Raw genomic sequence first — 12,343 nt, forward strand, 5'->3', positions numbered from 1 at the left:
CGCGAGGGTCAGGCTCGATCAGCCAGGAGTATGGGGGACGGAAGTGATGGGTTCCGAGGTGACGGTCATGGAGGGATCGTACCGACTGACGATGTCATGGAAGAAGTGAACCGGCACTTCCGAAAAGCTCGGCGTGGCTGCACGCGGGTCATGCATCAATGTCTGCGCGGATTGGCGCCCGTTTTCCTGACGTCTCAGGAGAGCATAGGTGGCGGAATCCAGATGCAGGGCGCTGGCACGCGCCTGGGACAGCCACTGCTCGAAATGATCAGGAGCCACCACATCGACGGCGAATTTCTGGTCCTGAAATCCCATCCCGTTAAACTGGGTGTTTTCGCCCAGATATCGCCCGGGGCGATCTGCCAGCAGATGCAATCGCGTGACCATTCCTGCCATGGCGTAGATCTGGCTGCCGAGCGAAGGAATGAGAAAGGACTGCATGGTCGCGTCAGAGGTCAGGCGAAACACGACCTCGCGTCCCTGAGGTAGCACCAGATGATCCAGACTCGCCACATGGGCGTCAGGATAGATGAACAGCCATTTCCAGTTGAGGGCGACCACATCGATGGTCATGGCCGGCTCGTCGTGAATGGCGCGGTCGGGGCTGTAGCGACGTTCCGGCCCCCAGACCAGCAGGGAGAAGGCGATGACCACGATGGCCGGGAAGCCCCAGACCAGAAACTCGAGGGGGAGTGCGAAATCCCAGTCCGGACGAAAGGTGGCCTTGCTGTTACTGGCACGATAATGCCAGAGGCAGAAAGGTACACCGATCAGTACAGGCAGGATGACCAGAGTGAGCCCCCCCACCAGCAGTCCGAACCAGTAACGTTGCAAGGCGGCAATGGGACCGGCCGGGTCGAGGAAGGAGATATGGTCAGTCTGGCACCCGGCGAGCAGGCACAAAGGTACAGCCATGGTCAGGGTCAGGCGAAGGGCGTGGAGGCCCTGACGCAGGGCCGACGTGGTCTGTATCGGTCTCGGCACGTGCTCTGGGTTCCATCGCAAGGGTTCGCCCAGAGTAACTCGCGATCGTGATCAGCGTTTCCCCGTTCCCATCTTAAAATGTCTTTTCATGTCAGCACCCATGAACGCGGAAGGCGCGCCTGTCCTGACGCAGGACTGATTTGCAGAGGGGGATTTCGGGGCTAAGATGGCGCTGAGGCAACCCGGACCGGACTCCCGCGTCTGAACTCCAAGCCTGGTCGAACAAGAAGGAGGCGAAGGTCATGTTCCCACGTTCTTTTGCGGCTTTTGCCGCTTCAGTCCCGCTCTGCCTTCTTGCGGTTTCCGCCTATGCGGTACCGGGTGCCACAACGCCCATCACGCCTCAGGCCTCCGCGCCTGCCAGCAATGCGACCCCGGCCGAGGATTCGGCCATCAACTTCACGTTGCAGGAAGTGGGTGGTGGGCTCGGTTATGAGTGGGGAAAAGGCACGCTGCATCATAATGGCAAGGATTACGCGTTCGAGATCGGGGGCGGTGGTATTGCCTCCATCGGCTATATCGCGGTCAAGGGCACGGGCACGGTCAAGGATCTCACCCGTCTCGATCAATTCGATGGCACTTACTGGACAGTGAAGGCCGATGCGGCGATTGGCTCTGGCGTAGGGGCCGCAGTACTGGAGAACCAGTACGGTGTGAAGCTTGACCTCAGGATGTCGATCAAGGGCGCTCATGTCGGTGCCTCGGTCATGCGGTTGCGTTTTCGTCTGCTGCCGGACAAGACCGAGAAGCTCGCTGCGCAGTAGGCTTCCCCAGGCAGAGATTTGAACGCATTCACTGACAAGCAAGGGTGACCCGGAATGGAAATGACCGGCTGGCGCGTCACGGGCGCGGCGCTGAGCTTCATCATCCAGCTGATCTTCATTGGCCGTGCACTCATGAGGCCGCATCGGCAGCCAGCCTCGCGTGTCGCATGGGTCGCGATCATCGCGGCCCTGCCTGTGCTCGGAACGCTCGCCTATCTCATGCTTGGTGAAACCAATATGGGATCGCGCCTCGTCAGCCGGATAACCGAGGCCCGCAAGACCTTGCGCGTGCCCGGTAAAGCCGATGAAGCCCTGATCGACGCGGAGGAGAAATACCGCCTTCCACCTCGTCTCGCACCGCTTTTCCGGGTGGGCCAGTCCGCCAGCGGTTATCCGCCGGAAGGGGGTAACAAGGCCAGTCTTCTGCCTGACTCGAATGCTGCGATTGCCTCAATGGTGAGGGATATCGACGCCGCCCGGGACCACGTGCATATCTGCTTCTATATCTGGCTCACCGATCATAACGGGATGCAGATCGTCGAAGCCGTGTGCCGCGCGGCTTCCCGCGGTGTCCGGTGCCGGATCATGGCCGATGATCTCGGCTCGCGTCATCTCATCCATCATGAAGCATGGAAGAAAATGGAGCGCGCTGGTGCTCATGTGGTGCGTGCCATGCCGCTCGGTAACATCGTCACCTGGCCACTGCATGGGCGCATGGATATGCGCAATCATCGCAAGATCGTGGTGATCGATAATCGTCTGACCTATTGCGGCAGCCAGAACTGCGCCGACCCCGAATTCCGCCCCAAGGCGCGTTTTGCGCCATGGGTGGACCTGATGACCCGTTTCGAAGGGCCCGTCGTGCTGCAGAACCAGCATCTCTTCGCGACGGACTGGATGGCGCACACGGATGAGGATCTGGGACCGCTCCTTGCCTCTGCCACCCTGGTAGAGGGGGAAGGCTTCGTAGCCCAGGTAATCGGCACCAGTGCCGCACTGCGCTATGCCGCCATGCCCGAGGTGTTCGTTTCGCTCATGAATGCGGCCTCACGTGAGCTCACGATCACCACCCCCTATTACGTCCCCGATGAGCCCATCCAGGCGGCGCTCTGTGCTTCAGCGCGCAGAGGGGTCAAGGTGACGCTGACCGTGCCTACCCGCAATGATTCCTGGATCGTGGCAGGTGCCAGCCGAAGCTATTATGCCGAGCTTCTTGAAGCAGGTGTGCGCATTTTCGAATATCCGCTCGGACTTCTGCATACCAAGGCGCTGACACTGGATGGCGGGATGGGTATGATCGGCTCGGCCAATCTCGACCGACGCAGCTTCGACCTGAATTTCGAGAACAATATCCTCTTTGCCGACAAAGACTTCACGGCTCAGATCCATGCGCGCCAGGAAAGCTATCTGCGTGATGCCGTGGAGATTACGCTCGACGATGTCCGTGCCTGGCCATGGTATCGCCGTCTGTGGAACAACACGCTGGCGATGATCGGCCCCGTTCTGTGAACGAGGCTCTAAGTCTGGGGAGTGTCCTGCGCCAGTATCGCAGTAAGGCGCGCTGTCCATGCTTCGTGGCGCGGCAGCGCATACGCGCCTGACTGCGCGATTTCACGCACCGACAGGCTGTTGACCAGCCATGCTCCCCGGGATGCGCACAGAGCATCCGGGGTGATGCTCTTCTCGACGCATTGGCCGGTTGCGAGCAGGGCCGCGCGTGCGATCCCTGCCAGCGCCCCATCCTCAAGCGGCGGTGTGACCAGATGGGAGCCGTCCAGAATAACAAGGCTGGCTGCGCTGGATTCAGCAATATGCTGCCCGTCACCCGAGAGAAGCAGCGCATCATCAAACCCCGCCTCACTGGCCTCGAGACGGGCAAGGATCTGAGGCAGGTAGTTCAGATGCTTGATGCGGCTCAGGGGCGAGGCTCCGTCCCGACGCCAGGGGCTGATCTGTACGCGGCAGGGCAGTAATGCGACGGCGGGAAGGGCCTGTGTGATCAGAAGCGTCGGGGTTGGGGTGGCTGGGGGGAGCACTCCGCGCGGCCCTGCGCCACGGGTCAGGGTCAGGCGTAACGAACCTTCTGCAGCACCATTGGCGGCAACCAGTTGGTCCAGCGCCGCCTGCAGCATCGCGAGATCGGGCAAAGGCAGACGCAGCAGTGCCGCCCCGGCGGTCAACCGGGCCAGATGCGCTTGCAGACGCAGGATTTTTCCTGCGCTGAGACGCATGGTTTCGAAGAGGCCATCACCCAGCAGTAGCCCTCGGTCCTGTGGATCGATGCGCGCTTCGGAAACAGCTTCGAGCCCCTGATTGTGCCAGAGAAATTTCATGAGCCGAACAGCGCCAGCAAGGCTGCGGCTTTGAGGCGCAGTTCTTCATATTCGCGCTCCGGATCGGAGAGCGTGGTGATGCCGCACCCAACGCCGAGACTTATTTCTTGCGCGGACATCAGCAGACTGCGGATGATCACGCTGCTGTCGAGCGCGCCATCCGCGCCGATGCGAAACAGCGTTCCGCAATAGGCCCCGCGCGCGGAGCGCTCGATCTGGTCGATCACCTTGAGTGCCTGATGTTTGGGAGCGCCCGTCACTGAGCCCGACGGGAGCGTGGCGCGCAACAGATCGAGCGCGGTTCTGCCTTGCTCGATTTGTCCCTGCACCGAAGACACCAGATGATGCACATGGGCAAAGCGCTCGACGGCGCAGAGCACGGGCACCTGAACCGAGCCGATCTGTGCCACACGCCCGATATCATTGCGCATCAGGTCGGTGATCATCAGGTTTTCGGCATATTCCTTCTCATCACACGCGAGAGAGGCGGCAATGATCGCGTCTTCCTCAGGACTGGCACCGAGCGGGGCGGTGCCCTTGATCGGGCGCGTCTCGATCGCGCCCGAGGGTGCCATGCTCAGGAACCGCTCGACCGACGCGCTGAGCAGTGCAAAGTCGGGCAGGCTGAAGAGCGCGCCGAAAGGCGCAGGGGACGTGCGACGCAGGGTGCGATACAGCCCCGCTGCCGTGAGCCCTTCGGGCCGCTGTGCGCGGAATTGCGTGGTCAGATTGGCCTGGAACATTTCCCCCTGGTCGATCCGCGCGATCATCTCTTTGACGGCGCTGCTGTATGCCGCATGGTCGAGATCGGGCGTGAAGTCGAGCCGGGGCGTGGGGGCGAGGGGAGCGGAGCAGCATGGCAGGGCGACCGGCATGGGGGCATCGCAGGCACTGCTCCAGTACAGGCGCTTTTCCTGTCGATCGAACACGAAGGCGCCTGCATAATGCGCCGCATGGAGGGAGGGGAGCACAGGCGTATGACGCGACACGATGCCTTCGATTGCAAGCCCGGCCTCGTAGCTGGCAAGCCCGATCACCCCTCCTGAAAACGGGAGAGAGCATGGGGCTACGGGTTTCGGAATGAGGGCTTCGAGTTGCGCCCAATTACCGGGCGTGTCGAGGGTCAGGGTCGCTTCGGGTGCGCAGCAGAAGAACGACCAGCGCGTGCGTTCGCCGATGGGGCCACCGCTATCGAGCAGCACCGACCACGGCATGTCGCCATATCGGGCCACGAAGGCATCGGGCGAGCGCCAATCCAGCGCCTGAACGATCATCGGGCGCCGCCAGACGCGCAAGCCCCGACAGGAACAAGAGCTGGAAGGAGGGAGGAACGCCGCATCCTCCGGCCTTAGCGCGCGCCTTGCCGGGCGTCCAGTCAATCAGGCGGCGAGACGCTTCTCAGGTATTTTTCGGGTCGATGGTCTTGAACCCGTAGGTGACGTAATCCGGAATGACCCGGCCTTTTTCCACGCGCACCGTCAGATAGCCTTCGGGTGTGCCAAGACGTGTGCCATGCCACCAGTTACCTGATACGGCGCCCCCGGTGATGTAGGGCACGCCATGCCATGTGACGGTCTCCAGCACGTGGGTATGGCCCTGAAACACCCCGATCACGTTGTAATGGTCGAAGAGATCCAGAACCTGCCAGGCATTCCTGACGCGCATGCCCTGATGGGCAGGGGGCTTGCCCGGCGGCGGAGCGTAATCCTCCACGGCGGTGACGAGCGGAATATGGGTCGACACAATCACGGGTGTCCCTGTGGGTATGGCCGCCAGATCGCGGCTGAGCCAGGCAATCTGGGCCGGGTCGATATAGCCCTCATAGGACCGGTCAGATGTGATGCCGATGGAATCCAGCACCACGAAATGCACTCCCTTATGGTCGAAGGCGTAATAGGGGTCACCTCAGAAAACGGAAAAAATCGTACGCTAAGACCCAGAGAGCGGACGTAGCGGTCGGAATTTCCCCACGCCTACTTTGGAGCTACTGCGCCAGAGGTAATCGCCGGTCAGGTTGATATGCTCCCAACCCAGCGGCGACAGGTACTGCAACAGCCCTTCATCGACACCATGGCCGTGGCCGCGCAAAGCATTCGCGGCGCGCTCCAGGTAGACCGTGTTCCACAGCACGATGGCCGCCGTCACCAGGTTGAGGCCACTGGCCCGGTAGCGCTGCTGCTCGAAACTGCGGTCGCGGATTTCGCCCAGCCGGTTGAAGAACACCGCCCTGGCCAGCGCATTGCGGGCTTCGCCCTTGTTCAATCCGGCATGCACACGACGGCGTAGTTCCACGCTTTGCAGCCAGTCCAAGATGAACAGCGTGCGCTCGATGCGCCCCAGCTCGCGCAGCGCAACGGCCAGGGCGTTCTGGCGCGGGTAGCTGCCGAGCTTGCGCAACATCAGCGAGGCCGTCACCGTGCCCTGTTTGATCGAGGTAGCCAGGCGCAGGATTTCATCCCAATGGGCACGAATAGCCTTGATGTTCAACTTGTCGCTGCTAATCGTCGGTCTGAGTGCGTCGTAACTGGCTTCACCCTTAGGGATGAACAGCTTGGTGTCGCCCAGGGCGCGGATGCGCGGCGCGAAGCGGAAGCCCAGCAGATGCATGAGGGCAAAGACATGATCGGTGAAGCCCGCCGTGTCGGTGTAGTGCTCCTCGATGCGCAGGTCGGACTCGTGGTACAGCAGGCCGTCGAGCACGTAGGTCGAGTCGCGCACGCCGACGTTCACGACCTTGGTGTGGAACGGCGCGTACTGGTCGGAGATGTGCGTGTAAAACGTCCGCCCTGGGCTGCTGCCATATTTCGGGTTGATGTGCCCGGTGCTCTCGGCCTTGCTGCCGGTGCGGAAGTTCTGGCCGTCCGACGATGACGTGGTGCCGTCACCCCAATGCTCGGCGAAGGGATGCCGGAACTGCGCGTTCACCAATTCGGCCAGCGCCGTCGAATAGGTTTCATCGCGGGTATGCCAGGCTTGTAGCCAGGCGAGCTTGGCATACGTTGTGCCGGGACAGGACTCGGCCATCTTGGTCAGGCCGAGATTGATCGCGTCGGCCAGTATGGTGGTCAGCAGCAGGTTCTTGTCCTTGGCCAGGTCGCCCGATTTCAGGTGCGTAAAGTGGCGGGTGAAGCCCGTCCATTCATCCACTTCCATAAGCAGTTCGGTGATCTTGATGTGCGGCAGGATCATCGCGGTCTGGTCGATCAGCGCCTGCGCGGTGTCAGGCACCGCCGCATCCAGAGGCGTGATCTTCAGGCCAGACTCGGTGATGATGGCGTCCGGCAGGTCGTTGGCCGCCGCCATGCGGTTGACGGTCGCAAGCTGTGTTTCTAGCAGCGTCAGCCGGTCATGCAGGTACTGGTCGCAGTTGGTGACCACAGCCAGCGGCAGTTCGCTGGCCAGCTTGAGGCTGGCGAATTTCACAGGCGGTACCAGGTAGTCCTCGAAATCCTTGAACTGGCGTGAGCCTTGCACCCAGATGTCGCCGGAGCGCAGCGCGTTCTTCAGTTCCGACAGTGCGCACAACTCGTAGTAGCGCCGGTCGATGCCGGCATCGGTCATCACCAGCTTCTGCCAGCGCGGCTTGATGAAGTCGGTCGGCGCATCGGCAGGCACCTTGCGTGCGTTGTCGCTGTTCATGCCGCGCAGCACCTCGATGGCGTCCAGCACATCCTTGGCAGCGGGCGCAGCCCGCAGCTTGAGCACGGCGAGGAATTCCGGCGCGTACCGGCGTAACGTGGCGTAGCTCTCGCCGATGCGGTGCAGGAAATCGAAGTCCTCGGGCTGCGCGAGCTTCTGCGCTTCGGTGACATTTTCGGCGAAAGCATCCCAGGATAGTACGCCCTCGATGGCGGCGAACGGATCGCGGCCCGCTTGCTTGGCCTCGATCAGCGCCTGGCCGATGCGCCCGAACAGCCGCACCTTGGCGTTGATCGCCTTGCCGGATGCCTGAAACTGCTGCTGATGCTTGTTCTTGGCGGCGTTGAACAGCTTGCCCAGGATGCGGTCGTGCAAGTCGATGATTTCGTCGGTGACCGTGGCCATGCCCTCGATGGCGAGCGCGACCAGGGTGGCGTAGCGCCGCTGCGCCTCGAACTTGGCCAGGTCGGCGGGTGTCATCTGGCCACCCTCGCGGGCGATCTTGAGCAGGCGATTCTGGTGCACCGACCGCTCGACGCCGGAAGGCAGGTCGAGCGCCTGCCATGCCTTGAGGCGTTCGATGTGTTCGAGCATGTGCCGCGAATTGGGCTTGACGGGTGACTGGCGCAGCCAGGCCAGCCAGGTCGTTTTGCCGTTGTCCCGGCGTTTGAGCAGATCGTCAAGGCGGCGACGATGCGCGTCCGATAGCGGTTCGGACAAGGTTTCGTAGATTTGCCGGTTGGCGCGGGTGATCGCCTCGGCACAGACGCGCTCGACAACATCCAGCGTCGGCAAGATGACGTGTCGGTGCCGCAGGTCGTCGAGAACACTGTTGGCCAGCATGATGCCCTTGTCGGTTTGCAAGGCCAACTCGGTCGCGGCATGGACAGCCTGCCGATAGTGCGCCAGGCCGAACGGCTCCATGCCCAAATATGCACGCAGCTCAAGCAGATGCTCGCGCCGGGTTTCTTCCCTCTCTGCATACTGTGGCCAGCACGATGGATCGATGCGCAGTTGCCGTCCGATCCATTGCAGCAGGGGCATCGGCACCGCAGCGTCGGGCAGCAGGCCCTGACCGGGAAAGCGCAATAAGCATAATTGCACCGCGACACCCAGGCGGTTGGCGTCACCGCGCCGCTGGCGGATTAGTGACAGGTCGGGTTCGCTGAACGTGTAGAGCCGGATGAGTTCGTCTTGGGTATCGGGCAACGCCAAGAGACTGTCGCGCTCTGCGGCGGAGAGGATTGAACGGCGGGGCATGCAGTCTCCTTCTTCTCAAAAACGTAGGTTTGCGACAATCCCGCTCAACCCTCTGGCGCGGTACAGCAAATCAATGCGTTGCGATTCTCGAAAACAGTTCTTGAAACTTTATTCTTGAATTCTTATCATATCAACGCGTTTCGAGAAATAGTGATGTAGCCAACCGCTGCCCCAAGTGGCTTTGACGTGTTTACGAAAGGAGAAAGACTCATGGGTATTTTTGACAGACTTTTCGGTGGCCACCACGGTGGCGGTTACAGCGGTGGTGGGCATCACGGTGGTGGGCATCACGGTGGTGGCGGTGGGTACGGAAGCGGCGGGCCGCCAGCGGGCGGGTGGGGTAATGGCGGCCTTGCTTGCCCCAACTGCAAGGCATCTAACGCGCCAGGCGCTCGCTTCTGCCAGCAGTGCGGGACTTCGTTGGTTCCTTCGGCTTGCGCGCAATGCGGAACCACACTGCAACCGGGTACGAAGTTTTGCGCTCAGTGCGGCAAGGCAGCGGTCTGACCGTGCCATGCTCGTCGGCTATGCGCGCGTCTCGACGCAGGATCAGAACCTGGAGCTACAGCGAGAGGCCTTGACCCAGGCCGGGTGCCAAAAGCTCTTTGAGGACAAATTAAGCGGCACGAGAGCCGAGCGCCCCGGCTTGGCCAAGGCGCTTGAAATGCTACGCAAGGGAGACACGCTGGTCGTCTGGAAGCTGGATCGCCTGGGCCGTAGCGTCAAGCAATTGGTCGATCTGGTCAGCGAGTTGCACAAGCAGAGCATCCAGTTCAAGAGTCTCACCGACGCCATCGACACCGGCACGCCGTCGGGACGGTTCTTCTTTCACGTCATGGCCAGCCTCGCCGAAATGGAGCGCGAGCTGACGGTGGAGCGGACCCGTGCAGGATTGGCGGTCGCCCGGCTGTCAGGCCGCAAGGGAGGACGCAAACCGAAGATGACCAAAAGCAAGATTGAATCGGCCAAGAAACTGCTCGCCAGCGGGATCGCTCCCAAGGACGTGGCCAAGAACCTCGGGGTCTCAATCCCGACGTTGTATCGCTGGGTGCCGGCTTCCGGTCACGCTGAACAAAAATGAACTCAGAAGAAGGACGAAGATGAGCACCAATCACTCCCATGCCCTACCCAGCGAGCGCAATGAAAAATCGCTCTGGATCGCCCTGGCGCTGACCGGAAGCTTCCTGCTGGCCGAAGTCGCCGCAGGCATTGTTTTCAACAGCCTGGCCCTGCTCTCAGATGCGGCGCACATGTTCACGGATGCAGCGGCGCTGGCCATCGCCTTGGCGGCTGTACGGGTGGCGAGACGGCCAGCCGATGCCAAGCGCACCTATGGCTACTACCGCTTCGAAATCCTTGCGGCCGCATTCAACGCCCTGTTGCTCTTCGGCGTCGCTGGCTACATCCTGTATGAGGGCTGGCAGCGTTTGCGCGAGCCAGCGCAGGTTCAGTCCAGCGGGATGCTGGTGGTAGCAGTGCTGGGTCTGATCGTCAACCTCATCAGCATGCGTATGCTTCAGGGCGGCAAGGACAAGAGCCTCAACGTCAAAGGCGCTTATCTGGAGGTCTGGAGCGACATGCTTGGCTCCATCGGCGTGATCGGAGCTGCGCTGGTCATCCGATTCACCGGCTGGGTGTGGGTAGATGCGGTCGTCGCCGTGGCAATTGGGCTTTGGGTGCTGCCACGAACTTGGCTGCTACTCAAGGAAAGCCTGAATGTCTTGCTGGAGGGAGTCCCAGACGGCATTGACATGGGAGCCTTGATGGCATCTGTTCAGGCCGTGCCAGGCGTGACAGGGCTGCATGACTTGCACGTATGGGCGCTCACGAGCGGCAAGGTCAGCATGACCGCTCATATCGTGTATGCGCCGGAAATAGGGCCCGACGAGTTGCTCAAAACCCTCAAGTTGTTGCTGGCTGACCGATTCAGCATCTTCCATACGACGCTGCAACTGGAGATTGTTGCCTGTGAGCACAGCGTCGATGGGTGCAACTTCGTGGATCATCGCCACAAAGAACCGAGTTCTCAACCAGACCAAGCCGCAGCCCGGCAGGCGTGACTAATGGGACTCCTACTACCCGGCTAGCCAAACCGGTCTTAGCGTACGATTTTTTCCGTTTTCTGAGACGACCCCTAATAGGGTGCGCCGAAATTATCGATGTAATACTTCTTCCCATAGAGCGGGTCGGTGGGTTCGATGCCGCTCTTGGTATACACGCCCATGATGTCGTGATTGCCCATGGTATTATACACTTGATGGCCCAGCGTATCGGCTGTCTGCTTGTACAGGTCCATCAGGCTGAGTGCGCGTGATTTCGGAACGCCCAGTGCATCGAAAATATGATCGCCCCCCTGGAGGGTGAAATCGACATTGGCTGTGCGGGCCTGGCGAAAGCACGCCATGCAGCCTTTGGCAGCGTCAAGTTCCGGCTGGATATGGGTATCGGTCAGAAAGATGAAGCTGAAATCCTCATGCGGCAGAAGAGCCGGGCGCTGTGGTACCAGCGCGAGCGCCCGGTCAGACAGCCCGAGTGTTCCGGCGGCCAAACCGGTGAGCGCAGCCGAGCGGAGAAAACGGCGTCTGGGGAGCAGCATCGAAACATCCTTCCTTGGTCAATGGCCGCGCCATCAGACCGTCTCTGGTGAAGGCAGGCATAGACCGCCGCGTGTCTGGCGTCAGTGAAGTTTCAATGACAGAAGACACAGGCGATGACACGCGCATCACCCGGAGCACGCATTCGGGAGCACGCATTCGAGAGAACGCCCCCTGCATTCGAGAGGCTGCTAGACGTAACGCTTGGTCACTCAGGCGTAGTTCGGCTGGCATCGATCCAGGGCCTGCACGGCCACCTCGCCGAATTCGAGGTCACTCAAATTGATCGAGGCATGGAAAACCTTGCCGAAATTCTCATTGGTCCCCCAGGCGGAATGATGCGCACCGCTTCCACGGGAAGAACGCATTTCGACTTGATCCCCCTGATCTTCAGGCCAGCCTACAAAAATCAGTGCTGATTTCGACATGGCAGTCAGAATGTCCTTGAAGCCGAATTCCTGCTGGATACGCAACCAGAACTCACGAGACTTCTGGTTTGACTCGTCCTTTGCTGGGCGAGAGAGGTCACTCGGGATCGGCGTAGGCAAATGCGCTCCGAAATCCTCGCTGCTATACAGCGCCTTCTTGAGATTGGCGCCGATCCATTCTGTTGTAGCCTGTTTGCGAGGGATGAACGTCGACCAGCCAGAGCGATGGGGAGAAATAACTTCCTCCCCATCGCTCTGTGCAGATCACGGCCACATACTTCCTGGTGCGGATGAGCTGAGCACGCCGGGTAGGAATCTGCCAAGAGGGAATGACGGTGCTC

General features: G+C 61.0%; 12 protein-coding genes. 5 read left to right on the forward strand and 7 right to left on the reverse strand.

The genetic code is table 11. The features are described from left to right. Positions 1–18: 18 nt before the first annotated feature. The gene (locus tag C0V97_RS07630; protein WP_127102039.1) at positions 19–984 is read right to left on the reverse strand and encodes a cytochrome c oxidase subunit II; all 966 of its coding nucleotides are present in this window, start codon (positions 982–984) and stop codon (positions 19–21) included. A 242-nt stretch (positions 985–1,226) separates the two neighbouring features. On the opposite strand from C0V97_RS07630, the gene C0V97_RS07635 reads away from it, so the two are divergent. After that, a complete protein-coding gene (locus tag C0V97_RS07635) occupies positions 1,227–1,748 on the forward strand; it encodes a hypothetical protein (RefSeq protein WP_127102040.1) in 522 nt (173 codons plus the stop codon). A gap of 60 nt (positions 1,749–1,808) precedes the next feature. Continuing rightward, entirely contained in the window at positions 1,809–3,257 is a 1,449-nt protein-coding gene (cls, locus tag C0V97_RS07640) for a cardiolipin synthase (protein ID WP_127102041.1), read from the forward strand. Between the two features lie 8 nt (positions 3,258–3,265). Here cls and C0V97_RS07645 read toward each other — a convergent pair whose 3' ends face one another. From C0V97_RS07645 to C0V97_RS07660, 4 genes are all read right to left on the reverse strand, one after another. After that, the gene (locus C0V97_RS07645) at positions 3,266–4,081 is read right to left on the reverse strand and encodes an aminotransferase class IV (RefSeq protein ID WP_127102042.1); all 816 of its coding nucleotides are present in this window, start codon (positions 4,079–4,081) and stop codon (positions 3,266–3,268) included. After that, positions 4,078–5,355, reverse strand: a complete 1,278-nt coding sequence (locus C0V97_RS07650; RefSeq protein ID WP_127102043.1) for an anthranilate synthase component I family protein — start codon at positions 5,353–5,355, stop codon at positions 4,078–4,080. Before C0V97_RS07650 ends, C0V97_RS07645 begins: the two co-directional genes overlap by 4 nt. Before the next feature lie 124 nt (positions 5,356–5,479). Beyond that, positions 5,480–5,944 (reverse strand): hypothetical protein, encoded by a 465-nt coding sequence (locus C0V97_RS07655; protein ID WP_233582040.1) that lies wholly within the window; start codon positions 5,942–5,944, stop codon positions 5,480–5,482. Positions 5,945–6,010: 66 nt separating this feature from the next. Continuing rightward, on the reverse strand, positions 6,011–8,980 hold the full coding sequence (locus C0V97_RS07660) for a Tn3-like element TnShfr1 family transposase (RefSeq protein ID WP_127102045.1): 2,970 nt from the start codon (positions 8,978–8,980) through the stop codon (positions 6,011–6,013). A gap of 210 nt (positions 8,981–9,190) precedes the next feature. Between C0V97_RS07660 and C0V97_RS18880 the strand changes: the two genes are divergently transcribed. Genes C0V97_RS18880 through C0V97_RS07675 form a run of 3 tightly spaced genes read left to right on the forward strand, consistent with a single transcriptional unit; the run spans position 9,191 to position 11,040 of the window. Continuing rightward, positions 9,191–9,487, forward strand: a complete 297-nt coding sequence (locus tag C0V97_RS18880; RefSeq protein ID WP_025714488.1) for a double zinc ribbon domain-containing protein — start codon at positions 9,191–9,193, stop codon at positions 9,485–9,487. A gap of 7 nt (positions 9,488–9,494) precedes the next feature. After that, positions 9,495–10,061: a recombinase family protein gene (locus tag C0V97_RS07670; RefSeq protein ID WP_011638900.1), complete on the forward strand. Its 567-nt coding sequence runs from the start codon at positions 9,495–9,497 to the stop codon at positions 10,059–10,061. Positions 10,062–10,080: 19 nt separating this feature from the next. Next, a complete protein-coding gene (locus C0V97_RS07675) occupies positions 10,081–11,040 on the forward strand; it encodes a cation diffusion facilitator family transporter (RefSeq protein WP_023294863.1) in 960 nt (319 codons plus the stop codon). 74 nt (positions 11,041–11,114) lie between these two features. Here C0V97_RS07675 and C0V97_RS07680 read toward each other — a convergent pair whose 3' ends face one another. Together C0V97_RS07680 and C0V97_RS07685 are read right to left on the reverse strand one after the other, a co-directional pair. Further along, positions 11,115–11,576, reverse strand: a complete 462-nt coding sequence (locus C0V97_RS07680) for a metallophosphoesterase (protein ID WP_127102046.1) — start codon at positions 11,574–11,576, stop codon at positions 11,115–11,117. A 210-nt stretch (positions 11,577–11,786) separates the two neighbouring features. Further along, the gene (locus C0V97_RS07685) at positions 11,787–12,122 is read right to left on the reverse strand and encodes a hypothetical protein (RefSeq protein ID WP_233582022.1); all 336 of its coding nucleotides are present in this window, start codon (positions 12,120–12,122) and stop codon (positions 11,787–11,789) included. Positions 12,123–12,343 lie beyond the last annotated feature (221 nt).

The organism is Asaia sp. W19, from assembly GCF_003994335.1.
Taxonomy (GTDB): Bacteria; Pseudomonadota; Alphaproteobacteria; order Acetobacterales; family Acetobacteraceae; genus Asaia.